Consider the following 24,005-nt stretch of genomic DNA (forward strand, 5'->3'; position numbering starts at 1 on the left):
CTTGCGCTTGATTGCCTGGCGTACTACTTCTGATAGGGAAATTATTAAGAATGAAAGTGAAACTAGTTTTGGCTGTCTGTTTAATTGTTGGGTGGAGTACCTCAATAAATGCTGGTAAAATGGGAGAAGCAATAAGCTCTAACGGAGGAGTTTATTTAGAGGGTGCGTTTGGTGGTGCTTATAGAGATGTTCCTATATTGCGAAGTTTGGCTTATACCGCAAATGTCCTAGGTCATGAAGCAGGTCCGATTACAGCTAATGACAAAATTGTAAATCAATGGGGTTGGACCGCGGGTGCTAATCTGGGATATAATTTTAGCAACTTCATTGCGACAGAATTTGGCCTGTATTATATTCAAAAAGTAGAATACCTTGCGGGACAGGGATCCATTTACGTTAACCCCAACGGTCAATTATCACATTTTGGATACTCCAATTGGTTGTTTTATTTAGCACCAAAAATAACTTTTCTGCGATTTAAAAATTTTAATACCTATATTAAATTCGGTATTGGCCTAAATCATTATAATTTTATTAATGACACAACATTTATGTACTATCACTCTGGTAACTATTATGGAACATGGAAACACTCTTCCTTTAATGGGGTTGCTCCCTTGTTTGCTGTAGGGGCGTCTCACGATTTAAATCCAAATTTATATATTGGGGTTCAATATATGCGGTTTGGTAGCTCTTGGAATACCAGTAAAATACACAGTCAAAATCAAGTATTTGAACATAGAGGCCTTGGAACTTCTTGGACGACACCTGCAACCAGTGCTATTGATATCTTACAAGTTAGTTTGGGTTATAGATTTTGAAGATTCTTTTGGGTTGTAATGCCCGACACTAATGCATTGCCAAGCCGGATGTAAATACTATTATACAAATAGATCATATTTCGGGCTGAGCCAGATAATCCTAAATAGCCTATTCTCAATTTTGATGGGGCAGGCAAACAGTTAATTGAGCAGGTCAAAACGCTCGTCATGATGAAACTGGAAAGGTTGCAAAGGAAAACCTGGCGGGTTTACGAATATATTCATGTGGTTTGACTGGTATTGAGGATGGAGAAAAACGAAGTAACTGAGCATAAAAAAGCGAAAGAATTTGCAGAGTCTTGTTGATAGCTAATTGTCTTTCTATCTTTTAGGCATTTTAATTTTTCTTTTGATATTCATTGCGCTAAAAATAATATCTAATTTAGCTTAAGATTTACTTAACATCATTTTAGCTATTATCTTTCCAATAAATCCTAGAGGAGTCAATCTGATTTAATAAGGCTGCCAATCGGCAGCCAGCCAGGGCTATTCTTTCTTCCGTGAGACGTTTAACCATCGACTGATAGTTCTTATCAGGTTTTTGTCTTGCTTTTAGGCGGTAGGCTTTATCAATTGCAATTTGATGAGATTCTGCTGCCCAAACTTGGGGATTGAGCTTCATTTTTTCAGGCTTGCAAGGCCACAGTTTTTCAATATGCTTCGCTTTCTTCTCTAACTGATTTTTTGAATAAGCTCGCCTTTTAATTAAATATCCCCCACCCTTATCCCAATAAGCATGTAAACTGCCTGCAATTGGATTTTTGCCTAAACGAAAGAGATTTCCGCCCTTATCGCCTTGAGGATAAGTCGCACTATAGAGATTAGCAGCATGCAAAGGTTGATGAATATCTCCAACAACATGTAATAAAATTCTCAAACTGAAACCTTTATCAAACTCTCTGTTTGACGTTTGTAAAATCGTTTTTGCTTCTTGTATTGCTGAGATAGCATTCATTTTATTAGGCGGCTGCAGCCTTGTACCATCAAAAGAAAAGGGCAGACTAATATAATGCTTTTTTCGCAACCACAGCTCATTTTGATAACGTAAACTATCTAACCAAGACGCTGAGTCTACTAAAGTGTGTTTTCGATAGACTCTATCGAGTGCATGATTATATTGATTATAAACTTGTTTAGCATGGTCGGTTAAATGAAAGTAAGCAATTTGAGCCACCAAACGGTGACCCAAAGCATTCCAACAATAACCTTTCTCAAGAAGAACCAACATGAGAAAAAGGAAACTCAATTTCCTCATCGATATTTAACCTAAGTAAGGTGACCAAGCAGGTTCTTGGACATCACCTTCTCTTGCTGGTAGACGCAGTTTAGTTCGCCCATCGATAGAGACAATAGCTAAAACACCTTTGTCATTTGTCTTTGTAGCATAAAGAATTAATCGTCCATTAGGCGCTACTGAAGGCGATTCATCAGCCGGTGAAAAAGTTAATTGCGTTACCTGGCCATTGTTGTCGGTATTCTGAATAGCAATATTAAACGCTCTGTCTTCGCCACGATGCAGCATAACAATATGCCTTTGGTCAGGCGTATAGGAAGCACGAGCATTGTAATTACCATCATAGGTCATACGAGCAATACTGCCATCGGTAAGTGACAGACGATAAATTTGCGGCGAACCGCCACGTCCAGAAGTAAACAAAATCGATTTTCCGTCTGGCGAATAGCGTGGCTCTGTATCTATCGCTTCACCAAAGGTGAGTTGCTTCATATAGCCACTGCTTAGATCAACGCTGTAAATTTTTGGAGAACCCCCTTTCGATAAAACCACTGCGAGATTTCGTCCATCATTTGACCAAGCGGGTGCACCATTAATTCCTGCAAAATCAGTTAACAAACGGCGTTTACCGGTTTCAACGGATACTGTAAAAATTTGGGCTTTCTTTTTTTCAAAAGAAACATAGGCAATTTCCCGACCATCTGGCGACCAAGCAGGCGACATAATAGGTTCCGTAGAAACAAGTAAGCTTTGTGGATTATGACCATCTACATCAGCAACCTCGAGAAAATATTTTGCTTTATCACTACCCTTTTGTTGAACAAGGATATAGGCAATGCGAGTAGAAAAAATGCCACGCTCCCCTGTCAGTTTTTGATAAACCTCATCGCTGATATGATGAGCAAGCGCACGAACTTCATTGGCGCTAACTTGGTAATTTTTAGCTAGTAAAACTTTACCCTGAGCCACTGCATCTAACAACTTATAGCTCACATCGTAGCGATTGTAGCCAATGCGAGTTACTTGCCCCGATAAGACGCTGTCTGCGCCGGCATCACGCCATACACTAACCGCTAATGGCCTTCCTTGAGGTGCAGGGATAATTTTAAATTGCCCCGAAAAACGGAAATCAGCATTGACGACTTCGGATAACTGTTGTCCTATCTCATCATAACCAAAGGGTTCAATCGCAATGGGTAAGGCCGAATTAATCCCTTGCGTCAACTCCAAATCAACAGCAAAAGACAGGATTGGAATAAATAATAAAACTGCTGCAATTAAACGTTTCAACACGGTTACCCCCTGACGTTTTCTGGACGTACGGTTAAACTAATATCCCGGAACAAATTAAAAGTGTCTGGATCACTGGGCACTGGTAACGGAGATGCTTTATAGATAGCTGTTTGAGCTGAACGATCTAGGACTGCATCCCCACTAGAGCGCATCAAGCTTACTTCTAATACCGCACCATCAGGTGCTAAACGAATTCTAAATTGGCTTGATAAACTACTATCGACATTTTCAGGTAAAATCCATTGACGACTTATGGCATTCACAATCATTGCCTTGTATTTGTCAACCTCACCTGCAAGCTGTGCTTTTTTTGCTGCATCAGCAACGGCTTGCTGTTGTAACGCAGCCTGACGTCTTTTCTCAGCCTCGGCTTCAGCTTTTGCTTTTTCCGCACGCGCAAATTCTTCTTTCGCTTTTTGTTCTTTGAGTTTATCAGCTTTTGCTTTTTCCTCAGCTTGCTTTTGTTTAAGCGCCGCTAACCTTTCAGCTTCTTCCTGTTGCTTTTTAAGTTGCTGTTGTTTGGCTTTCAACTCTTCGAGCCGCTTTGCTTCTTGAACTTTTTGCTCAGCTAACTCTTTTAAATGACGCTTTTCTTCCTCAATTTGTTTCTTGCGCGCAATCGCTAACTTATCGGCTTCTTCCTTAATTTTTGCTAAGCGCTGCTGCTCCTGTAATCGAGCCTTTCTTGCCATTTCAACTTGCCTAGCTAAGGCTTGTTGTCTTGATTGCTCTGCTTTTAACTGATTAGCTCGCTCTTGCTTTAGCCGTTGGACGGCTTCCATTACTTCTTTCTTATCAACAGTAACTGCTTTGACAATTTCTTCCTTAGGCTGAGCAGCTTGTTCAACAGGTAAAGCTTGGCTTGGCTCATTTTTCGCCTCTGGCGTCATGACAGGCCGCTGATTAGTCGTGGTATCGACTAATAGGGCTAAGGCTAAGAAAAGATGTAAAAAAATAGCTGTAATAAATGCTTTCCGGTAACTTTTCTCTAGGATCATCCCTGATTCTCCTGCATAGTCCCAGAAGAGTCAGTTAATAAGCCTACTTGCTCAGCACCGGCTTGCTTTAATAAACTCATGGCCGTCACCACTTTGCCATAGGGAACACCTTGATCCCCTTTAACGAGCACATTGAGCGCTTGTTTGGATTGGCGGGCTAATTCTAATTCAGCAGCAACCCGAACTTTCAACGCTTGCGGGCTAATTGGACTACCGGGATCAGTATGTATATTGAGAAAAAAATCGCCCTGCTGATTCACTGAAACAATGATGGGCTCCCTATCTGCTGTTTTTAATGATTCACTAGCCGCTTTGGGTAAGTCGACAGTGACACCCTGGGTTAACATAGGCGCTGTAATCATAAAAATCACGAGCAGTACTAACATCACATCAATATATGGTACAACATTGATCTCGGCGATTGGACGAGTACCCGTTTTTTTCTTTCTTAGCATGATTATCCTCTCATTGGCGCAGTAGTCTGTTGCTCAATAAGTGAAACTAATTCATCCTGAAATAAGTCATAACGCTCAAGCAAATTCGTTGCGCGAGTGCTGTAACGATTATAAGCAATAACGGCTGGAATCGCTGTAAATAATCCTAAGGCGGTTGCCACCAGTGCTTCCGATATACCTGGCGCCACCATAGCAATGGTCGCTTGCTGTGCTTGGCCTAATGCTTGGAAAGAGGTCATAATTCCCCAAACCGTACCAAAAAGACCGACATAGGGCGCAATGGATCCCACAGATGCAAAAAAAGGTAGATGCTTTTCTAATTGCAAGGCTTCCTTTGCATGGCTTATTTGCATAACTCGTTGAATGGGTTCAATAGCTATATGCCCAAGCTTGCGTGAGCGCACATACTCTTTAAATCCGGAATGAAAAATAGCGGCTAAGCCTTGTTTGTCATCCACATTACTATCAATATCAGCATACAATTTGCTCAAATCACTAGAGTCCCAAAAACGTTCTATGAATCCTTCGCATTGCTGTTTTTTACGACTGAAATACCAAGCTCTTTGTAAAATAAGCGTCCATGAGATGACTGATGCAATCAGCAAAAGCATCATCACTGTTTTAACAACCAGACCAGCCTGCATAAAATAGCCTAGTACACTTGCATGGTTTGCCACGTTTCTATCCCTCCAACCAACGATTAATTTTCTCTGGGCCTAAGTTCAAAATAAATGCTCAGGTAAACGTCTCGGTTTCATTTCATTATTCACACACACTACTTTGATTTCTGCCTCACAAATTAGCTTATTAGTTTCATCGTACATTGCTTGCTCAAAAATAATAGTACAAGGGGTCTTTTTGCCTATCTTCGTTCTTATTTGAAGTAAATCATCCAACCGAGCAGGATAAAAATAACGAAGCTGCACCTCATTTATTGCAAAATGGCAATCATACGTCGCAAGTGTGGTTAAAGACAAGCCAGATTTACGGATCATTTCAGTCCTGGCGCGCTCAAAGAAACAAAGATAATTCGGATGATATACAATTCCCATCATATCCGTGTTCTCTGCATAAACTCTAATATCAAAATGATGTGTTTCCATACTATCCATTAAATTACCTTTCTTCAGCGAGCGTTAAACCAAAATGTTGATAGGCTAACTCCGAAGCTATTCTACCTCTTGGTGTTCTAACTAAAAATCCTTGTTGAATGAGGAAAGGCTCTAGTACGTCCTCAATAGTCCCCTTCTCTTCACCTATCGCTGCAGCAATACTTTCTATACCAACTGGACCACCAGCAAAACGCTCAATGACGGCAAGAAGTAATTTTCTGTCCATCATATCAAAGCCATTCTGATCAACATTCAGCATTTCGAGTGCTTGATCGGCAATTTTTAAAGTGATGACACCTTTTCCTTTGACCTCGGCATAATCTCGAACTCGTCGTAATAAGCGGTTGGCAATCCTAGGCGTACCGCGAGAACGTCTAGCAATTTCACGAGCACCTTCGACCTCCGTAGTAACTCCAAGCAATCTTGCCGAACGGGAAACAATATGAGTTAAAGCGTCGACAGAATAAAATTCTAGACGCTGTACTATACCAAAACGGTCGCGTAAAGGAGAAGTCAATAGACCTGCGCGTGTTGTTGCTCCAATTAAAGTGAAAGGAGGCAGTTCTAATTTGATGGAACGAGCAGCAGGACCCTCGCCAATCATGATATCTAATTTATAATCCTCCATGGCGGGATAAAGGATTTCTTCAATCACAGGGCTTAAACGGTGTATTTCATCAATAAATAACACATCGTTTTCTTGTAAATTCGTTAAAATAGCAGCGATATCCCCGGCTCGCTCTAATACCGGACCGGAGGTTTGCCTTAAACTAACGCCCATCTCATGAGCGATAATATTAGCAAGCGTTGTTTTACCAAGACCCGGGGGACCAAAAATCAGCACATGATCCAGTGCATCTTTTCGATTTTTTGCCGCATCGATAAAAATACGCATTTGCGAACGAACAACGTTTTGACCAATATATTCCTCAAGACTAAGAGGGCGAATGGCACGATCAAATACCTCCTCTGACGGGGAGGAATTAGCACTAATTAAACGATCACTTTCCAACATAGTCTATGAGTTTTTGCTAGGATTTTTGCATTCTAGCACAGCTTTTTCCTCCAATCTCGAATTAATTAGACGTTGCTGCATGGTTAATTTCTGAAAGAATTATTCTAACTCCGTTCGGGCTCTGAGGTATCCCCACGAAATTAAATAGACTGTTTAGTTCATTGCTCGTTTTGTTAGTACCGTTCGCACTGAGGAAGCGCGCAGCGCTGTCTCGAAGTGTCGCAAAAGACCCTCCCTTCAATAGCCTCAGGACATGCTTTCGAGGAGCCTCAGAACAGCGCCTTCGAGACGCACGCCCTGCGTGCTCCTCAACCCGAACGGTTTAATATATGTAGTCTGGAACATGACATTTACAAGAGTTGATTAAGATTTTCGAACAAAATTGATCTTACTCGATGAATACGTGAACGTACGGTTCCTAAAGGACAGTCAAGATGTTTAGCAATATCTTCATAACTAAGACCATCAATCGCATATAAATTAAAGCAATCTTGTAATTTATTAGGCATTTTTGTAAAAATATTATCTACATATTGCCCCAATTGTATACCTATTAAATTAGACTCTGGCGTATTATTCTCATCAATTGATTCAAATATTTTTTGATTGGACAGGCTATCAAACTCAAACTTAATCATTCGATAATAATTTTTAATCGTATTTTGAGTAATTCGATATAGCCAGGTTTCAAAACTAGAATGTTGTTTAAAATGAGGTAGATAGCGAAAAACCTTGATATTAATCTCTTGCAGTAAATCATGGGCAATTGAGTAATCAGTAACTTGCGCTCGTATTTGTAGAAAAATCTTTGTTTGATAGCGAGATATTAAACGATTTATTGCGGCATTTTCTCCCTTGAGCGCCAAATCAACTAGTTGCTCTTCCTTTAAGTTTTCTAGGTCTTCCATAGCTACCCGGCTCCTACATGTCAAAAATCGGATACGCCTTTATTAATTGGTTAATTATTTAACTATATGTCGACATTATGCTTCGTTGCTTTAATAATATTTAATAATCTGTAGCTATGCGGATCAATCTGATCAAGAAATATGACGACTAATTTTTTCTTAGAGCCCCCAGATAACTCGAGGAGAAAGAAAAGACCCGTGTCAATGACCACCCTCGCTTTATCATAATTGAGTATTTGTTGATATTTATCAAGAAGCATCCATTGCTCTTTATAGCTCAGCATTAAATAGTTTGGCTGTGGTAGCGGGTGACTAATTATGCGGAAACATTTAACTAGGAGTAAAAGACTAATCGCAATTTTTAAAATCAGCGGGCATGCTGAATAAAATAAAAGCAAAAATGAGCTCAGATAGATGAGGAAAGCAAGTTTAGCATAGTCAGTAGATTTACCTAACTTTATCTTGCAGTCTGATAAATTCAACAAAATCAGCTAGCTCCTTATCCATAGGCTTTTCATGTCCCATGAACCAACTAAATAATTCAGGATCAGTGCAATGAAGTAGTTCTTCAAAGGTATTGATTTGTGCGGGGGTCATCTGATCAATCTGATTTTCGACAAAACGTCTCAAAATCAAATCCAATTCAAGCATACCGCGCCGGCAATGCCATAAGAGTTTTGCTTTTTCTGAAGAACTAATCATTCACTCATCCAATTGTCAGACCAGGGGATGTTACACTAAACTTCAGACCATTCGCAATCATAATACTGGAACAAAAAAAAATGAATTTTTCAGAATATTTTATTAATAATCGATCACTCACCGCTGTTTTACCCTTTGCTGAAGAGCTCAGCCTAGAAAAAAATAAAAATTATTTATTCGATCTCTCCTATCTAAGCTCCCTCAAAGTGATTGGTGAACGCGCTGAAGAGTTTTTGCAGGGACAGATCAGTTGCGATGTCCACAAAGTTTCTGCCTCAACGATTCAGCAAGGAGCAAGCTGTAATTTGAAAGGACGAGTGCTTGCTTTATTTGATGTGCTCAATTGGCAAGGTTTTCAATTAATCTTAGCCAACGATTTACTCGCTGCAACAGAGCATTCACTGAGTAAAACAGCCATGCTGAGCCGGGTTAAATTAGAGCAGAACAGGGACTATCAAATATATGGTTTTTACTTGACCAATCCTAAAGATTTATTGCCAGCAAATAATCCCCTTCCTTCAACACCGCTCGCTCTAAATAGCACAGAACAAAGTTGCTGTTATAGTTTAGATAAGCAATTTTATATCCTTTTGATTAAAAAAGATCAGAGCGCTTCATTGATACAACCTTTTATTGAGCATCAACAATTTCGCGGTTCTCTTGCTTGGCATCAATTGCAATTAACTCATAAGCGTATTCAGATCTATCCTGATACAAGAGGCATATTTTTACCGCATCGTATTGATCTGCATTTATCAGGACATTTAAGTTTTGATAAGGGTTGTTATAAAGGTCAAGAGATTGTTGCTCGCACCCATTATCGAGCCACACTCAAGCATGGGTTAAAGTTATTCATCATTGAAACGACCGAAACTTTAAGTGCTGGAAAAAAATTATTTGCCCTTGATAATGAGGCTGAAGTTGGTGAATTAATTGACTACTGCCCACTGACATCTAATCGCTATTTGGTGGCGGTGAGCATTCTTTTTGAGCATCCAAGCCAAGTGCTTATTGAGTCACAAACAAAGGTGATTTGTCTTGAGGCCATGGGTAATTGATCAAAAAAAGCCAATTGCTTCAAAGAATAATTATTTAGATATTTTTACAGCTTGATTACGATGCCTGGCGATCAAAACTTAAGCTATTTTAAGGAAGTTGAAAATGCCACATATATCAATAACAAAACTTAATCACATTGTTCAAGAAGCTAAAAATAGGTATCTCGGTGCAGAGGCTGATAATGCCGACTTTATCAAAGGGCTGATATAGGTTGGGTCTTGGCCCAACCTACTATGGCGAATCCTGCAAAACCTAGTTACAGCATACGCTGAAGCACTTTATCTTTATCAATAAAATAATGCTTTATTGCTCCCGCTATATGAAGAATAACTAGGACGATAATAACCCAAGCGATTGTATTATGTGTTTCTTTCATCAGATGTGATAAAGCCTGATTGGGTTTAATTCCAGGTATGCTAAGATGAAACAAACCGAAAAAATAAGGTGCTTTATTTGCTGCTACAGCCATTATCCAACCACATAAAGGCATAGCAATCATGAAAAAATACAAAGCATATTGAACAGTACTGGAAAGAATTCTTTCCCAGAGAGGCACAGAAAGGGGTAAGGGTGGTTTTCCTGTACGCCAAATCCAAATTAAGCGAAAAAGCATTAAAAAGAGCAGACTAATACCAAAAGACTTATGAAGCATAAAAGCAAATCCTCGATATTGCTCAGGAAGATCTTCAAGAAAATAACTGCCAATAAGCATTAATATAGCAATAAAAGCAATAAACCAATGAAGAAACTTAAATCCAGCCGAGTAACCAACTTCTTGTTTATTCATTAACACTCCTAGACAAAACTCACCTTATTGACTGCTTGAATTGTAGGTTAGGCCTTGGCCCATAGCCATCTGGCTAAGAGGATTTATCTGAATCCATTCGGGCTGAGGAGGTATCCCCACGAAATTAAATAGACTGTTTAGTTCATTGCTCGTTTTGTTTATCCCGTTCGCACTGAGGAAGCGCGCAGCGCTGTCTCGAAGTGTCGCAAAAGCCCCCTGGACAAGGCCTTCGAGAGCCCAGGACAAGCCTTCGAGACGCACGCCATGCGTGCTCCTCAGGCCGAGCGGAATAAAATAATACAAATTCCTTAGATACTCCTTTTGTGGGGATAACTCAGTTCGGGCTGAGGAGGCCGTTAGGCCGTCTCAAGCCTTCCTAGTTCAATGCGAGACTTCGAGACGGCGCAAGCGCCTCCTCAGTACCAACGGTTGATTGTTGGCCTAAAAGATCGAATTATAAGCTAACCAGGACTTAGCCTGGCAGCTATGAGCGAAGGCCCAACCTACGTGTAATAGCCCCGTGGTCAAGACACAACCTCTTTTTCCGACATCTGAATTGTAGTCTGCGTCAAATCAAGCAATTCGCGGATAGCAACGAAGAACATGGTATAGTTCAGCGTTGAACTTGAGCGAAGATCACTTAAGATCTCATGCCATCTGCTAATTAAAGCCGAATGTTTTTCTGACCAAGCTTCAAATCCTTTCTGGAAATCTTTTTTCTTACTATCAAAACTTATGATTCCCGCGGTTAGCAGTCTTTGTTGCCAATCCAAATCATCACGTAAAGCCTCTCTTGATAAAGATTCCCAATGATTTTCAGTAGGATGTGCAATAACCTGTGAACGAATCCAAGAGAGATCTAAGTATTCGCCGATTCCAAAATAGACTTCTGCAACCTTGCCTACCTCCAGATCTACTTGCTGAGCGACTTCAATAATATCCATCGCAGAGAAGAGTGCGCGAGTTATCGATAATTCATGAGCCAAATGAGCAGGAATACCTAACTCCAAATATTGGTTGTAATGCTTATCGTATTGGCTACGATTCCTTTCTCCAAACTTCTCAGGTAAAGCTTTTTTCAGTTCACGCATACCTGGTGAGTAGAGTTTGACTGCTTTAGTAATATCTAAACGCATGCGTTGAGAACGTAGGAACCAACGAGTAACTCGCCTTAGCAAGCGCGAATAAAGCATAGTTAATTCGATCTGCTTTTCAGCGGTGATCGTTGTACCTAAAGCATCAATATCCTGCCAAATTTTATCTAAACCAAGGACAGCTCGGGCAATCATATAAGCGCGAACAATGGCAGATATAGGGGCACCTGTCTCATCTTGTTGGCGATAGATAAAAGTGAAACCCATTTCATTAATAATGATATTACTTAATTTAGTGGCAATAATTTCCCGCTTGAGTGGATGATTTTGCATCTGCTTTGTAAAACGCTCCGCCAGCACCGATGGGAAAGAGTTGGCCAAGATCTCTTTGAAAAAAGAATCTTCTGGAACATTTGAGTCTAAAATCTCTTCTTTCAAGACCGTTTTACTATAACAGAGCAAGACCGACAAGCTTGGACGAGTTAAACCCTTGCCTTGTAGTTTTCGCTCCATTAAGATTTTTTGATCAGGTAAAAACTCCAAAGTTCTATCTAACTTACCACTGCGCTCTAATTCGTTAATATAACGTGCATGGAGCTCAATCAGGCGTGGTGATTGCGAAGCGGCTACACTTATCGCGCGGGGTTGGTTGAAATTATCACGCAAGACTAATTTAGCTACCTCATCAGTCATTTCACCTAATAATTCATTACGTTGTTTTTCGGTCAAATCCCCAGCTCTAACAATGCTATCGAGCAGAATTTTGATATTAACTTCTTTGTCGGAGCAATTAACACCTGCTGAGTTATCAATAAAATCCGTATAAATAAGTCCGCCATTGACTGCATACTCAACACGAGCCAACTGAGTTAAGCCGAGGTTGCCGCCTTCGCCGACTACCTTGCATCGCAATTGTTTACCATTGATACGAATTGCATCATTCGTTCTATCGCCGACATCCACATGAGATTCAACTTGTCCTTTGACGAAAGTTCCAATCCCAGCACTCCACAATAAATCTACTTTTGCTTTAAGAATGACTTTAATTAATTCATTGGGCTCGATAGCTGATTGTTTAATGCCAAAAGCTTCTTTCATTTCTTTGCTTACGTTTATGGATTTAGCGTTGCGGTTAAACACACCGCCGCCTTTAGAAATTAATTTCTTATCGTAGTCAGTCCAATTGGAACGAGGTAAATTAAATAAGCGTTCACGCTCTTTAAAGCTCACCTTAGGATCTGGATCTGGATCAACAAAAATGTGGATATGGTTAAACGCTGCAAGTAGTTTAATGTGCTCTGACAATAGCATACCGTTACCAAACACATCACCAGCCATATCACCAATGCCCACAACCGTGAAATCACTGCTCTGTGTGTCTCTGCCCATTTCGTAGAAATGGCGTTTTACTGATTCCCATGCTCCTTTGGCTGTAATACCCATTTTTTTATGGTCATAACCAACTGAGCCGCCCGATGCGAAAGCATCACCGAGCCAAAAACGGTATTCAGCAGAAATGGCATTGGCAATATCAGAAAAGGTCGCGGTTCCTTTATCTGCAGCAACAACCAAATAAGGATCGTCTTCGTCGTAACAAACCACATTCTCTGGTTTAATAATGCCATCGTCTAAATAATTATCAGTGATATCGAGAAGACCGCGAATAAATAATTGATAGCAACTAATTCCTTCCGCTAAAATTTCCTCGCGGGTGCCATTGACTGGTAAATGTTTAGGGACAAAACCACCTTTAGCACCACTTGGAACAATAACGGCATTTTTTACTTGTTGGGCTTTCATCAAACCTAAAATTTCTGTGCGGAAATCTTCTTTACGATCCGACCAACGCAAACCACCCCGCGCAACCTTCCCTCGACGTAAATGTACTGCTTCAAATTTGGGTGAATAAACAAAAATTTCAAACATTGGGTAAGGTTTGGGGACACCAGGAATGTCTTTACTATCTAATTTAATAGAAATGTAGTTTTTAAAATTACCGTGTTTATCCAGTTGATAATAGTTGGTACGCAGCGATGATGAAATCGCCTGGATATATTGGCGAATAATTTTATCTTCATCAAGGTTCGCAACCTCATCCAGATCATTGAAAATCTCATCGACGAGGCTGGTAAAGTCAACCTCTCTATTTGCTGTAATCGTTGGATTAAATCGTATTTCAAATAAGCGTACTAATTTTCTAGCAATAGACGCATTATTACTCAAGGCTGTTTCTATATATTCCTGACTGAAAGTAAAACCGATTTGTTTGAAATATTTAGCATAACTGCGCATCATTGATACTTGACGCCAATCTAGCCCAGCCGATAAAACGAGTTGGTTAAACCCATCATTCTCTGCGTGCCCGAACCAAACACTAGCAAAGGCATTTTGGAATAAATCTTTTATTTCATCGATCTCGAAATTACCTTCATGGTTATACTGAAGTGCAAAATCATTGATCCACGTCTTTCTATCCTTATCAAATTTTAAGAGGTAGGGCCTTTCACTTATCGCTTTCATTCCCAGCCGCTCTATAATCGGCAGAACTTCAGATAAAGGAATCGTATCGTCATGTTGATAAATTTTTAAGCGGAAGTTTCCTGGTTCTTCATCCAAAGGTTTATAAAAATTCATCACTAAAGGATTAGATATGGATAAAGCCTCCATATGTTTGATATCCGAAACAGCAGTACGAGGTGAAAAATTAGACGAATAAGAAACAGGAAATACGCTTTTATATTTTGCATAAAGACGATTAGCACTCTCCTCACCAAAGGTATCAAACAGATAATGTTGTAAATCGTCTGCCCAAGTACGACCGACTTCAATAAGTTTCTGTTCTATCTCTTTGAAATCCCACTGCGTATCATCATGCGGATTTATTCTGATAATAAAATGAATGCGTGCAAAAACTGATTCAGAGAACCAGGTAGAAAAATTAATTTCGTGAGAGTTAAAACACTCCTTCAAGATCTTTTCCATTGCTAATCTTAATTCGGTATTCCAACGATCTTTCGGTACATATACTAGACAAGATACAAAGCGGCGGTACACATCTGTACGAGCAAACATCCGAATACGGCGACGCTCTTGCAGGTAATAAATACCCATTGCAATTTCAAGCAGTTCATCTTCTGAAGCTTGAATTAAGTCATCGCGAGGTAAGGTTTCAAGAATATTAAGTAAAACTTTCCCTGCATGCCCGCGTGGATTTAAATTAGAATTTTGCATAATCAGGGCAACTTTATGTCGTAAAAATGGAATATGCTTGGGATTCGTGTTGTATGCTGCTGAAGTGTATAGACCAATAATACGTAACTCACCAATGACTTGGCCTTTTTTATTAAAACGCTTTATTCCAATATAGTCCGTATAAGCGCGGCGATGAACTGTCGCTTCTGTATTGGTTTTGGACATCACTAAGGCGCGATTTGACAGCGTTAATTCCCTAGCTTCGGGAGTCATAGCAGAAATACTGCGCGCACTTGATTTGCTCATGCTTTGACGAAGAACACCTAAACCTGTTTCAGGTAAAGGCTGCAAAATTGTTTCCTGCCCTTTTTGAATCAACTCATATTCACGCATACCCAAAAAAGTAAAATGGTGATCTTCAATCCAATTCAAGAAAGCAATTGTTTCTGCTGCCTCGTTAGGTTCAAGAATAGAACAAACTGACTCTAGCTCAGTAATGGCTGCTCTCACTTTTTCCCGCATTGGCATCCAATCACTGACGACTGCACGGTTATCATCAAGAACACGTTCAAAATTACGGTGTAAATCTTCAAGAATAGAAGCATCGGTTTGTCGATCAATTTCAATTAGAATGGCCGCTTCGACAATGACATCTTTCGCGAGGTTCTCCCCATTACGTGGCAAAACTGCTGTGACTTCATTATCTTTTCCACGTTTTACTTGTAGATTACCCATGTGCATTATGAGATGGGAAACCACATCTAAACGGTTGATTACCATCCTTAATGAATCGACTAAAAAGGGCATGTCATCCGTAATAATTTCAACTACAGTATGAGTGGTTTGCCAACCATGTCTTTCAAAGTCTGGATTATAAATTCGAATTTTGGTTTCGTTAGGAGCTCGGTTTTGAATTAGTGACCAAAAATTGATTGCGGCACCGTAAAGATCGTCAATATCCCATTCCCTTAGATCTTCCAATGCAACTGTGCCGTAAAACTGACGCACAAACTCAGCACAAAATTGGGCTTGTCCGGCACTCATTTTTTGTTGTAGTTTATCAACTACAGCTTCAATAATTAAATCTTTGCCTTCTTCAAACTTATAAGACATTCGCTCACCTCTTTAGGCATGGAAAATAAATTGCGGCGCATTATATACTTGTATGGCACAACTTACACCGCCATTTTTAATTATTTATAATCAAATATCCTTTAAATTAAACAAAACTACTGCTTCCAGAACAGCTTCAATAGGAGGTTCTTGAGCGCTTCATGCTTTTTATTCGATACAAACTTTAGTATCTAGCGCAACCCAGTCGACTAATTCAATTAAGTCCGCATTACGCATGCGGATACAGCCACGCGATCCCGGTTTACCTAACTCAGTTGTATCAGGAGTTCCATGAATATAAATATAACGTCGCAAACTATCGACGTCCCCCCCTCTATTACGTCCTTCCTCTAAACCATCCAGTTGCATAATGCGTGTTAAAATCCAATCACGACCAGGGAATTGAGCTGCTAATTCCGGTGTATAAATTTCACCCGTCCATTCACGTGAGACAAACACGCTGTTTACTGCAGCATCTAACCCTATCTTTGAGTGGATTCGATGCCAACCACGCGGGGTACATTCGCTGCCAGTTTTCTCACCAAGACCATTTTTCCCCGTTGAGATGACATAGGACTTGTGAGGCTTATCATTTTCAAAGCAATGCATCATTTGCTGGCTGGCAGAAATGAAAATAAATTGAACATTTGGAGTCTGCATTATCATTTATTGTATTGCAACAGTTTTTGTGTTTACAAATTCCAAAATACCCTCTTTTGATAATTCTCTGCCAAATCCAGAGCGTTTTATTCCGCCAAAAGGAACTCTTGGATCCGAAGCAACTAGTGCATTTACAAAGCAAGCACCTGCCTCAATTTCATGTTCAGCAATCTGCTCACCTCGTTTCTCATCTCGAGTAAACACTGCAGCACCTAGACCATAACGGCTTTGATTGGCTAAACGAATTGCCTCAGCTTCATCAGAGACTGAGATTATTGCTATGACTGGTCCGAATAGTTCATCATCAAAGGCCGGCATCCCTTTGTGCACATCAAGCAATAAAGTAGGAGGATAATAAAAGCCTTTGTGCTCAGGTATTTCTCCACCAACAACTAATTTAGCTCCAAGCTTTATACTTTCTTGTACCTGTTCATGTAAGGCTTTTCGCAATCGCTTGCTAGCCATCGGTCCTAAGTTGGTTTTTGAATCGAGAGGATTGCCCATTTTATAAGTAGACATTAGGGATTTAATTTTTTTAACCAATTCATCACGAACGGAATCCATCACGATGATGCGTTTTGCCGCAATGCAGACCTGGCCACAATTACTAAGACGCGATTTAACAATACAGTTTGCCGCAAGATCTAAATCGGCATCTGCCAGGATGAGATAGGGATCATTTCCACCTAATTCTAATACTGCCTTTTTCAAATGACTGGCCGCATTAGAAGCCACGATAGAACCCGCCCGTTCACTGCCGGTTAAGGTCACAGCGATGACTTTATCATTTTCAATCACTTTTGCAGCCAATTCGTTGCTTAAAACGAAATGTTGGAATAAATGTTCAGGGAATCCAGCCTGGTGAAATAAATCGGCAATGGCATTACCTGTACCGGTAGAAATTTCTGCATGTTTTAGTATTGCGGCATTTCCGGCCATGACAGTGGGAACAGCGAAGCGAAATACCTGCCAAAATGGAAAGTTCCAGGGCATAATAGCGAATACAATGCCAAGAGGCTGATAACAGACCATCGTTTTTTTCATCTCAGTTTTAATGACTCTCGGCTGCAAATACTTTTCTGCATTTTCAGCGTAGTGTTCGCACAACCAAACACATTTCTCAATTTCAGCTTCACCTAATTGAATTGGCTTACCCATTTCATTGGCCATTAAAACAGCCAAATCCTTTTTATTTTCTTCTAATAAGCTCGCTAGCTTTAACATAAGTTGCTTGCGTTTTGAAAAAGGGGTTTTTCTCCAAACGCAGTAAGTGAGATGGCCTGCTTCAATCAAAGCAGAGATTTCCTCTTCTTTTAATATTGAGTAAGATCTTAAGACAGCTTCTGTAGCGGGATTAACTGTTTCAATATTCATTTTAACCATCCACGAGTCTGTATTTTTTTAAGTTTATCTTATCGTTAGCAAGACGCAAGTTCTACTTCTGTTTTTATGCACAAAAGAAACCCATCCGAGAACAGAAAAGCAATCAACTAAAAAATAGCATTTTGAAGTCGCGTAGGTATATTGTATTCTTGCACAGAAGTTTTGATTGTTGTTACTATTTTGCAAAGCCTTTGTGGGTTAAATAACATTAGGAAATCTATGACGAAGAAAAAACTAGGCTACCTCCCTGCTCAATACCTAGTTGCTTGGGCTGTACATGCGTTTACAGCAAGTGCTGCTTGTTTTGGAATACTTACTCTTATTAAAATTTACCAGCATGATTATGTGCAAGCACTTTGGTTCATGGGTATTGCAGTATTCATCGATGCGGTGGATGGCTCGCTTGCAAGACTAGCACATGTAAAATCAGTTTTGCCTAATATTGATGGTGCCTTGCTTGATAATATTGTTGATTATTTAAACTATGTTATCACGCCCTGCTTTTTTCTTTTCGTAAAGCCCGATATGCTGCCCCAAGGCTATTTGCTATTCATTATTGTAGCGATTGTTATCACCTCTTCTTATCAATTTTGCCAAGCAGATGCAAAAACTGCCGATCATTTTTTTAAAGGCTTTCCTTGTTACTGGAACATTGCTGTATTTTATATGTTCATTTTTGATACTTCGATGAATACAAACGCATGGATTCTAACCATCTTATGCATCTTAATTTTTGTTCCAGTAAAATATGTCTATCCTTCGCGCTTGGATTATCTTACCGAATCAAAGTTTTTAAAAATCATCATGCATAGTTTTTCATCCATTTATGGAATTAGCTCAGCAATTATACTTTGGAGTTATCCAAATATTGATGGATTATGGTTATCGCTATCGATGGGTTACGTCATTGTCTATTTAATGCTTAGTGTTTATAGAACCTATTCACCTATGATTAAGTCGAGGATCGCTGCTCATAGAGAATGACTTCTAAAGGCTCAACTCATCAAGCTGTTGAGTGGATTACACTCAACTTGAGTTAAGTTAAAAATAATGAGATTAAATATAAAACGACCTAAGTAATTTATTCCCTTTTAGCGCAGTTATTATTAGAATACGCCACTTTAATATTGATAGAGGGCCCACATGTCATTTTGTAAACGGATAATGGCAGTATTTGTAATGACTGTTTTATTTAGCAGCATGGCCGTTGCTAATAATTTTTTTCCACATGGCTGTGAGGTGACTGGCTTTGGTTTTAATGACAATTATCTCGTCATTAATGAAACTGGAGCACAAACTTTTTACCTCATTCAAAATCGTGGTAATCTCCCGATTGAAATGCAGCGCTTTGACACACATGAAGTCTTCATGAGCCCGCCGCTTACAACAAAGATTGATCCTACTAATTGGTCAGCATTTGCTTCAGATGTCGAACATTTACATTTTCAATGCTTTGTAAAAGAAAATGATAATACTGTCAAAGTGAACTGCCAGGATGTTTTAGAAGTTTGTCAGTATCCTCGAGTTAAATTTGCATTAAGTAATATGGGTAACTATTGGGTTTCGACTAATAAAGCGCAATCCGAAGTTATTAATGAAGCAGCAGCTAAAGGGATCTTCCTACATTGGTAACTTCTAAAATACAAGATAGTTTATTTATATTGAGCGGGATCATTGGTGCCAGCATATTGCTCTATGGTCTAACACAAATGCCCGCTCAAATTTATTATGTTATCGGCTCAACCTTATTATTGTTTACCTCACTGCATTTCAGACTTCTCTATTTTATTGCGTTGGAAATGATTCTTATTGCGGGTCACGGAGCGATTCTGCTGCATATTAATAATACTTTACAAATCGCCTTACCTGTACTGCTGTCTGTACAATTACTTGTTTTTTATCTTTTAAGCGGACAACTGAATAATCTTTTCCTCTTAATAGGTATTACAGGTATAGCCTTTCTTTCAGTGGGTTTTGCCTATGTAAATCAGTGGATCTTCTTTTTTGGCGGCCTTTCGATTGCCATCTATGCTTTTCACTGTGCCTATCGAGGTAAATTAATCACTTTACTATGGGCTATTCTTAATACATTATTTGCATTAATTGCGATTTATAAATTAATTTTCTATTAGAGCATCGATAGAATTTACAGATAGATACAGGAGTTTTTTATGGCTAAAACAGCTTCAAACATGCTGCCACTTGGCACTCATGCTCCCCAATTTTCTTTAATTGATGTTATCAGCGGCGAGAAAAAAGAATTAAACAGCTTTAAAGAAGCAAAATCGACTGTAATCATGTTTATTTGCAACCATTGCCCTTACGTTAAACATGTGAGTAAAGAGCTTACTCGGTTAGCAAATGACTACTTACCCAAAGGTGTTAACTTTATTGCTATAAACTCTAATGATGTTGAAAACTATCCAGATGATTCCCCTGAAAACATGAAAAAAACAGCTTTAGAAGAAGGCTATCCCTTCCCTTATCTTTTCGACGAAACCCAAGAAGTAGCAAAAGCTTATCAGGCTGCTTGTACACCTGACTTCTTTGTTTTTAACGCCAATCTTGCGCTTGTTTATCGAGGACAACTCGATGATTCCCGTCCAGGAAATCAAGTTGAGGTAACTGGTAGTTCTATTCGTAACGCCTTAGACAGCTTGCTTATTGGTCAACCGATTAAATCTGAACAAAAACCTAGCCTTGGCTGTAACATCAAATGGAAAGATTGATCTAGAGAACACTGTGGATTTGCAAGAGTATAGTGAAGTATCTCCGTAACTTGTCATTGCACAAGCATTCGAAGATCTCCACTTTGTATAGCGTTAAAAGGCTGGGCCAAAGCCCAACTACATTAATATTTACTTGGCTGAAACAATTTGTAATTGTAACTTGGCAATTACATCACTGTGCACGTGAATTTCAACAGCAAAATCGCCTACTGAATGAATAGGTCCTTCAGGCATAACGATTTCACGCTTACTTACTTCAATAGATTTAGCAACTAGTGCGTCTTTAATTTCATTAGCGCCTATAGATCCATAAAGCTTGCCTTCGTCGCTAGCCATTGCAGCGATTACAATAGTTGTATCATTTAGCTTAGCAGCCCGTTGTTCAGCATTTGCTAAAGCTTGCTGTGCTTTTTTCTCAAGTTCAGCACGACGCTGTTCGAAGCGCTCAATATTTCCTTCTGTAGCAAATACTGCCTTATTTTGTGGGATTAAATAGTTACGGCCATAGCCTGCTTTTACATCAACTTTATCCCCTAAATTTCCTAGGTTTCTGATTTTTTCTAATAAAATAACTTCCATCTTATTACCCCTTAATTTATTTACCACCTGTATTAGAGGACAGGTGTAATCTGAAATTAAAAAAACTATCTAAAGCACCAAAAATGACATATACAGGTAACATGACAAATGGTAGCAAAATTAATGGAACCAGCAGCAGTAGCAACGTACCGATTCCTTTGCCTTTAGCGAGAACGTTAAAGCTCAAACTAAGACCAGCAAATACATAATAGATAGCAAGTACCGGTAAACAACTAATGGCCAAAGGATTGTGCTGATGTGCACCAACTATAGCAGCAATCAACAAAATCACACCCAAACCATATGCACGAAATGACACCATTTCTTGCTTAAATGCTCTAGGATAAAACAACCTAGATTGCACAGCACGAGCTAAAAATAGAGAAGCCAATGCTGATAAAAGCACAGATACAGCCTGAACTCCAACCAAGTAGTTAGCTATAACTACTTTATTTACTCCCTCGTTATTACTTAATAAACTTGTTACCGAGGTATCTGAGCCTTCGCGTTCTAACTCCTTGAGTATTGCTTGGACATATAGATATTGGTTGTTGATAAACTCTGGAACCAACCAATGGACCAAGACAATAATTAACAACGCTTGCAGGACTATAAAAAATCCGGCTATTTTCCAACTCGTTGTTGAATGTAAAACGCCTGCCGTCAGATAACACGGTAAAAAACTAATAACAGCAGTAATTACTGCAGCCGAAAAGGAGCTAGACATTAATGACAAAACAAGCAGCGCCATAATAGCAACCACAAGTCCTTTAAAGCCCTCTCCCCATCCTTTTCGCAAAGTTATCAGCGCAATAATTGCTGCTGATAACCAAGCTGCAAACGGTATTAAAGCTAAGACTGCTATGTACAATAAAGCAAATTGGTCATTTTCTAATAGAAACCGACCTTGTTTACCTAAAAATTCGCCTAAGCGAGCCATTATTAACGATGGCTATCACAGTAAGGTAACAGACCCAAGAAGCGTGCATGCTTGATGGCCTTAGCTAACTGACGCTGGAAGCGAGTTTGAGTACCTGTAATACGGCTTGGTACTATTTTTCCGGTTTCAGTAATATAATTTTTAAGCAGATTTATATCTTTATAATCGATTTCAACCGAACCATCTGCATTAAAACGTGACATTTTTTTTCGACGAAAATATGATCCTGACATTATTTGTTCCCCTTAAGCTGCTCGTTCATCTTTTTCTTTTTTCATTAACACTGATTGACCAGTAATCGCGTGTTTTTGATTGATAATTAGATGTCTTAAGATTGCATCGTTAAATTTGAATGCATTCTTTAACTCGTCAAGCGCAACTTGGTTACATTCGATATTCATCAAAATATAATGTGCTTTATGCACTTCTTTAATAGTATAAGCGAGTTGTCTACGTCCCCAATCTTCTTTTCGATGGATTAGACCTTCATGCTTTTTGATAATCCCTTCGTAGCGCTCAACCATTGCTGGTACTTGTTCGCTTTGATCAGGGTGAACTAGAAACACAACTTCGTAATGTCTCATCATTTCTCCTTATGGAATAAGCCTTCCTCCGTTAAAAAGGTAAGGCAAGGTTTAAAAAACGCACAATATTAACTGATTTTCTCTAGGGTAGCAAACTTTAACATTATTACGCTGAAAATTAAGTATTTTTACCTATCACTCTACTAAAACCTTCTTTTGCAAAAACATTGCATTTACCCAGCCCATACGATATAACGTACTAAAAACAAAAGAGGTTTTTACATGAATATCGTGACCATCCCGTTTGAAGTTCCATTAACAGTTTGTATAAAAGGGGAACTTGTTCAGATAGTCGCTTTTAAGACCTTAGAGCATGGAAATATAAAGTTTGGTGTTAAAGCACCAAGATCAATTGAAGTCCATCGTGAAGAAATTTATCAGGCAATTAAGCAAAAACAGCAAAATAGTGAAACACAATAACTAACTTGATAATGGCAGCCCTGGCAAAATATTTCAATTTAATACTCGCTGTTATTATCAGTTTTATGTCAACTGTAGTATTTGTCATTAATTATTATGACTATCAATTCCCAGGTAATAATTACTTTCCTCATCAAATGCCTAGCCTGGGAATCATTTTAATTTTAGCTTTGCTGGGAACGTACTTACTCTTTGAGGCAAACAGTACCTACTTTAAAATTGTTCGAGAATTGGTTTATTTTTTTCTCGTCATTTCAGTTATCGCCAACGCTACTAATGCCATTCAACTTACACCTTTTAATCCAATTGACGAACAATTAATTTCGATTGATCATGCTTTTTCTATTCACTTGGAACAGATTATGGCTTGGACAGCTAGTATTCCGTGGCTAAGCAATCTATTGAAGCTAAGTTACGATAGCTTGTCATATCAGATGGCTTATCTACCCTTTGTGATGATTTTTGCGCGTAAATTTTCTTATCTCCATGAATATTATTCACTTCTGCTTCTCACTGCGCTGCTGGGGTTTTCTTTTTATTATTTTTTTCCAACGATGGGTCCGGCAAGCTTCATGCAAAGCCCCTATTTTATTACCGAGCAGTATGCAACTGGAGTTAAGTTTGCCGAAATTCATCGTCATATCCCTCCATCCACGATTGATGGCGGGATGATCGCCATGCCGTCTTTTCATGCGATCTGGGCTTGCCTTTGCCTTTATTTAAGCCGCTGCTGGCCTATTCTTTTTATTGTATTGCTTCCCTTAAATATCCTTTTAATCGCTTCCTGCGTTTTACTGGGCTGGCATTATTTTATTGATTTAATAGGTAGTTTAATTACTTTAGTTTTAGCCTATGGAATTTATTTTTTTGTAAAAACCTATTCTCTGCCGAGGAAGCCCTTATTTAGTTAATTTTTTTAGGTGGATT

Annotated in this window: 26 protein-coding genes; 8 read left to right on the top strand and 18 right to left on the bottom strand. The window is 39.2% G+C overall.

The window, feature by feature from the left end; all coding sequences use genetic code 11:
• Positions 1 to 50 precede the first annotated feature (50 nt).
• Positions 51 to 821, top strand: coding sequence for a porin family protein (locus Lnau_RS08350; RefSeq protein WP_058504657.1), 771 nt, complete (start codon positions 51 to 53; stop codon positions 819 to 821).
• A gap of 409 nt (positions 822 to 1,230) precedes the next feature.
• Here the strand turns inward: Lnau_RS08350 and Lnau_RS08355 are convergent, their stop codons facing one another.
• The 10 genes from Lnau_RS08355 to Lnau_RS08400 all read right to left on the bottom strand — a co-directional run bounded on the left by Lnau_RS08355 (position 1,231) and on the right by Lnau_RS08400 (position 8,535).
• The gene (locus Lnau_RS08355; protein ID WP_065240262.1) at positions 1,231 to 2,076 is read right to left on the bottom strand and encodes a S1/P1 nuclease; all 846 of its coding nucleotides are present in this window, start codon (positions 2,074 to 2,076) and stop codon (positions 1,231 to 1,233) included.
• A gap of 6 nt (positions 2,077 to 2,082) precedes the next feature.
• Positions 2,083 to 3,348 carry a Tol-Pal system beta propeller repeat protein TolB gene (gene tolB / locus Lnau_RS08360; RefSeq protein WP_058504659.1) on the bottom strand — a complete coding sequence of 422 codons (1,266 nt, stop codon included), beginning with the start codon at positions 3,346 to 3,348 and terminating at the stop codon, positions 2,083 to 2,085.
• A gap of 2 nt (positions 3,349 to 3,350) precedes the next feature.
• A complete protein-coding gene (tolA, locus tag Lnau_RS08365) occupies positions 3,351 to 4,346 on the bottom strand; it encodes a cell envelope integrity protein TolA (RefSeq protein WP_058504660.1) in 996 nt (331 codons plus the stop codon).
• Positions 4,343 to 4,801, bottom strand: coding sequence for a protein TolR (tolR, locus tag Lnau_RS08370; protein WP_058504661.1), 459 nt, complete (start codon positions 4,799 to 4,801; stop codon positions 4,343 to 4,345). The genes tolA and tolR overlap by 4 nt, the downstream gene beginning before the upstream one ends.
• A gap of 2 nt (positions 4,802 to 4,803) precedes the next feature.
• Positions 4,804 to 5,478 carry a protein TolQ gene (tolQ, locus tag Lnau_RS08375; protein ID WP_058504662.1) on the bottom strand — a complete coding sequence of 225 codons (675 nt, stop codon included), beginning with the start codon at positions 5,476 to 5,478 and terminating at the stop codon, positions 4,804 to 4,806.
• A 45-nt stretch (positions 5,479 to 5,523) separates the two neighbouring features.
• Positions 5,524 to 5,913, bottom strand: a complete 390-nt coding sequence (locus Lnau_RS08380; protein ID WP_058504663.1) for a YbgC/FadM family acyl-CoA thioesterase — start codon at positions 5,911 to 5,913, stop codon at positions 5,524 to 5,526.
• A gap of 4 nt (positions 5,914 to 5,917) precedes the next feature.
• Positions 5,918 to 6,928, bottom strand: a complete 1,011-nt coding sequence (gene ruvB / locus Lnau_RS08385) for a Holliday junction branch migration DNA helicase RuvB (protein WP_058504664.1) — start codon at positions 6,926 to 6,928, stop codon at positions 5,918 to 5,920.
• Between the two features lie 350 nt (positions 6,929 to 7,278).
• The gene (locus Lnau_RS08390; RefSeq protein ID WP_058504665.1) at positions 7,279 to 7,836 is read right to left on the bottom strand and encodes an RNA polymerase sigma factor; all 558 of its coding nucleotides are present in this window, start codon (positions 7,834 to 7,836) and stop codon (positions 7,279 to 7,281) included.
• A 62-nt stretch (positions 7,837 to 7,898) separates the two neighbouring features.
• A complete protein-coding gene (locus tag Lnau_RS08395; RefSeq protein ID WP_058504666.1) occupies positions 7,899 to 8,096 on the bottom strand; it encodes a hypothetical protein in 198 nt (65 codons plus the stop codon).
• A 187-nt stretch (positions 8,097 to 8,283) separates the two neighbouring features.
• The gene (locus Lnau_RS08400) at positions 8,284 to 8,535 is read right to left on the bottom strand and encodes an FAD assembly factor SdhE (protein ID WP_193786803.1); all 252 of its coding nucleotides are present in this window, start codon (positions 8,533 to 8,535) and stop codon (positions 8,284 to 8,286) included.
• 83 nt (positions 8,536 to 8,618) lie between these two features.
• Here Lnau_RS08400 and ygfZ point away from each other — a divergent pair, with 83 nt between their 5' ends.
• Positions 8,619 to 9,596 (top strand): CAF17-like 4Fe-4S cluster assembly/insertion protein YgfZ, encoded by a 978-nt coding sequence (gene ygfZ, locus Lnau_RS08405; RefSeq protein WP_058504668.1) that lies wholly within the window; start codon positions 8,619 to 8,621, stop codon positions 9,594 to 9,596.
• 257 nt (positions 9,597 to 9,853) lie between these two features.
• Here ygfZ and Lnau_RS08410 read toward each other — a convergent pair whose 3' ends face one another.
• The 4 genes from Lnau_RS08410 to Lnau_RS08430 all read right to left on the bottom strand — a co-directional run bounded on the left by Lnau_RS08410 (position 9,854) and on the right by Lnau_RS08430 (position 17,817).
• The gene (locus tag Lnau_RS08410) at positions 9,854 to 10,384 is read right to left on the bottom strand and encodes a cytochrome b (RefSeq protein WP_058504669.1); all 531 of its coding nucleotides are present in this window, start codon (positions 10,382 to 10,384) and stop codon (positions 9,854 to 9,856) included.
• A 524-nt stretch (positions 10,385 to 10,908) separates the two neighbouring features.
• On the bottom strand, positions 10,909 to 15,783 hold the full coding sequence (locus Lnau_RS08420) for an NAD-glutamate dehydrogenase (RefSeq protein WP_058504671.1): 4,875 nt from the start codon (positions 15,781 to 15,783) through the stop codon (positions 10,909 to 10,911).
• A gap of 168 nt (positions 15,784 to 15,951) precedes the next feature.
• The gene (locus Lnau_RS08425; RefSeq protein WP_420795476.1) at positions 15,952 to 16,449 is read right to left on the bottom strand and encodes a L,D-transpeptidase family protein; all 498 of its coding nucleotides are present in this window, start codon (positions 16,447 to 16,449) and stop codon (positions 15,952 to 15,954) included.
• Positions 16,450 to 17,817, bottom strand: coding sequence for an NAD-dependent succinate-semialdehyde dehydrogenase (locus Lnau_RS08430; protein WP_058504672.1), 1,368 nt, complete (start codon positions 17,815 to 17,817; stop codon positions 16,450 to 16,452).
• 228 nt (positions 17,818 to 18,045) lie between these two features.
• Here Lnau_RS08430 and pcsA point away from each other — a divergent pair, with 228 nt between their 5' ends.
• The 4 genes from pcsA to Lnau_RS08450 all read left to right on the top strand — a co-directional run bounded on the left by pcsA (position 18,046) and on the right by Lnau_RS08450 (position 20,555).
• Positions 18,046 to 18,810, top strand: a complete 765-nt coding sequence (gene pcsA, locus Lnau_RS08435) for a phosphatidylcholine synthase (RefSeq protein WP_058504673.1) — start codon at positions 18,046 to 18,048, stop codon at positions 18,808 to 18,810.
• 159 nt (positions 18,811 to 18,969) lie between these two features.
• Positions 18,970 to 19,458 carry a hypothetical protein gene (locus Lnau_RS08440; protein ID WP_058504674.1) on the top strand — a complete coding sequence of 163 codons (489 nt, stop codon included), beginning with the start codon at positions 18,970 to 18,972 and terminating at the stop codon, positions 19,456 to 19,458.
• Entirely contained in the window at positions 19,452 to 19,958 is a 507-nt protein-coding gene (locus Lnau_RS08445) for a hypothetical protein (protein ID WP_238585938.1), read from the top strand. Before Lnau_RS08440 ends, Lnau_RS08445 begins: the two co-directional genes overlap by 7 nt.
• A 39-nt stretch (positions 19,959 to 19,997) precedes the next feature.
• The gene (locus tag Lnau_RS08450; RefSeq protein ID WP_058504675.1) at positions 19,998 to 20,555 is read left to right on the top strand and encodes a thioredoxin family protein; all 558 of its coding nucleotides are present in this window, start codon (positions 19,998 to 20,000) and stop codon (positions 20,553 to 20,555) included.
• 129 nt (positions 20,556 to 20,684) lie between these two features.
• Here the strand turns inward: Lnau_RS08450 and rplI are convergent, their stop codons facing one another.
• The 4 genes from rplI to rpsF are packed head-to-tail and all read right to left on the bottom strand — an operon-like array spanning position 20,685 to position 22,658.
• The gene (gene rplI, locus Lnau_RS08455) at positions 20,685 to 21,134 is read right to left on the bottom strand and encodes a 50S ribosomal protein L9 (protein ID WP_058504676.1); all 450 of its coding nucleotides are present in this window, start codon (positions 21,132 to 21,134) and stop codon (positions 20,685 to 20,687) included.
• A gap of 16 nt (positions 21,135 to 21,150) precedes the next feature.
• On the bottom strand, positions 21,151 to 22,074 hold the full coding sequence (locus Lnau_RS08460; protein WP_058504677.1) for a hypothetical protein: 924 nt from the start codon (positions 22,072 to 22,074) through the stop codon (positions 21,151 to 21,153).
• Positions 22,075 to 22,076: 2 nt separating this feature from the next.
• Positions 22,077 to 22,307, bottom strand: coding sequence for a 30S ribosomal protein S18 (rpsR, locus tag Lnau_RS08465; RefSeq protein ID WP_058504678.1), 231 nt, complete (start codon positions 22,305 to 22,307; stop codon positions 22,077 to 22,079).
• Positions 22,308 to 22,319: 12 nt separating this feature from the next.
• On the bottom strand, positions 22,320 to 22,658 hold the full coding sequence (rpsF, locus tag Lnau_RS08470; RefSeq protein ID WP_058504679.1) for a 30S ribosomal protein S6: 339 nt from the start codon (positions 22,656 to 22,658) through the stop codon (positions 22,320 to 22,322).
• 222 nt (positions 22,659 to 22,880) lie between these two features.
• Between rpsF and Lnau_RS08475 the strand changes: the two genes are divergently transcribed.
• Together Lnau_RS08475 and Lnau_RS08480 are read left to right on the top strand one after the other, a co-directional pair.
• Positions 22,881 to 23,078 (top strand): carbon storage regulator, encoded by a 198-nt coding sequence (locus Lnau_RS08475; RefSeq protein ID WP_058504680.1) that lies wholly within the window; start codon positions 22,881 to 22,883, stop codon positions 23,076 to 23,078.
• Between the two features lie 65 nt (positions 23,079 to 23,143).
• On the top strand, positions 23,144 to 23,989 hold the full coding sequence (locus Lnau_RS08480) for a phosphatase PAP2 family protein (protein WP_238585939.1): 846 nt from the start codon (positions 23,144 to 23,146) through the stop codon (positions 23,987 to 23,989).
• Positions 23,990 to 24,005: the final 16 nt, after the last annotated feature.

It is taken from the genome of Legionella nautarum (assembly GCF_001467895.1).
GTDB lineage: Bacteria > Pseudomonadota > Gammaproteobacteria > Legionellales > Legionellaceae > Tatlockia > Tatlockia nautarum.

What these genes read in the sequence shown, in the direction of transcription:
- ygfZ (WP_058504668.1), top strand. Translation starts at nt 8,619, where the DNA reads ATGAATTTTTCAGAATATTTTATTAATAATCGATCACTCACCGCTGTT.
- tolR (WP_058504661.1), bottom strand. Translation starts at nt 4,801, where the DNA reads ATGCTAAGAAAGAAAAAAACGGGTACTCGTCCAATCGCCGAGATCAAT.
- Lnau_RS08480 (WP_238585939.1), top strand. Translation starts at nt 23,144, where the DNA reads ATGTCAACTGTAGTATTTGTCATTAATTATTATGACTATCAATTCCCA.
- Lnau_RS08475 (WP_058504680.1), top strand. Translation starts at nt 22,881, where the DNA reads ATGAATATCGTGACCATCCCGTTTGAAGTTCCATTAACAGTTTGTATA.
- tolA (WP_058504660.1), bottom strand. Translation starts at nt 4,346, where the DNA reads ATGATCCTAGAGAAAAGTTACCGGAAAGCATTTATTACAGCTATTTTT.
- rpsR (WP_058504678.1), bottom strand. Translation starts at nt 22,307, where the DNA reads ATGTCAGGATCATATTTTCGTCGAAAAAAAATGTCACGTTTTAATGCA.
- Lnau_RS08395 (WP_058504666.1), bottom strand. Translation starts at nt 8,096, where the DNA reads ATGCTTCTTGATAAATATCAACAAATACTCAATTATGATAAAGCGAGG.
- Lnau_RS08420 (WP_058504671.1), bottom strand. Translation starts at nt 15,783, where the DNA reads ATGTCTTATAAGTTTGAAGAAGGCAAAGATTTAATTATTGAAGCTGTA.
- Lnau_RS08355 (WP_065240262.1), bottom strand. Translation starts at nt 2,076, where the DNA reads ATGAGGAAATTGAGTTTCCTTTTTCTCATGTTGGTTCTTCTTGAGAAA.
- Lnau_RS08410 (WP_058504669.1), bottom strand. Translation starts at nt 10,384, where the DNA reads ATGAATAAACAAGAAGTTGGTTACTCGGCTGGATTTAAGTTTCTTCAT.
- Lnau_RS08440 (WP_058504674.1), top strand. Translation starts at nt 18,970, where the DNA reads ATGTCATTTTGTAAACGGATAATGGCAGTATTTGTAATGACTGTTTTA.
- Lnau_RS08430 (WP_058504672.1), bottom strand. Translation starts at nt 17,817, where the DNA reads ATGAATATTGAAACAGTTAATCCCGCTACAGAAGCTGTCTTAAGATCT.
- Lnau_RS08390 (WP_058504665.1), bottom strand. Translation starts at nt 7,836, where the DNA reads ATGGAAGACCTAGAAAACTTAAAGGAAGAGCAACTAGTTGATTTGGCG.
- ruvB (WP_058504664.1), bottom strand. Translation starts at nt 6,928, where the DNA reads ATGTTGGAAAGTGATCGTTTAATTAGTGCTAATTCCTCCCCGTCAGAG.
- Lnau_RS08380 (WP_058504663.1), bottom strand. Translation starts at nt 5,913, where the DNA reads ATGGATAGTATGGAAACACATCATTTTGATATTAGAGTTTATGCAGAG.
- Lnau_RS08460 (WP_058504677.1), bottom strand. Translation starts at nt 22,074, where the DNA reads ATGGCTCGCTTAGGCGAATTTTTAGGTAAACAAGGTCGGTTTCTATTA.
- pcsA (WP_058504673.1), top strand. Translation starts at nt 18,046, where the DNA reads ATGACGAAGAAAAAACTAGGCTACCTCCCTGCTCAATACCTAGTTGCT.
- Lnau_RS08350 (WP_058504657.1), top strand. Translation starts at nt 51, where the DNA reads ATGAAAGTGAAACTAGTTTTGGCTGTCTGTTTAATTGTTGGGTGGAGT.
- rpsF (WP_058504679.1), bottom strand. Translation starts at nt 22,658, where the DNA reads ATGAGACATTACGAAGTTGTGTTTCTAGTTCACCCTGATCAAAGCGAA.
- Lnau_RS08425 (WP_420795476.1), bottom strand. Translation starts at nt 16,449, where the DNA reads ATGATAATGCAGACTCCAAATGTTCAATTTATTTTCATTTCTGCCAGC.
- rplI (WP_058504676.1), bottom strand. Translation starts at nt 21,134, where the DNA reads ATGGAAGTTATTTTATTAGAAAAAATCAGAAACCTAGGAAATTTAGGG.
- Lnau_RS08450 (WP_058504675.1), top strand. Translation starts at nt 19,998, where the DNA reads ATGGCTAAAACAGCTTCAAACATGCTGCCACTTGGCACTCATGCTCCC.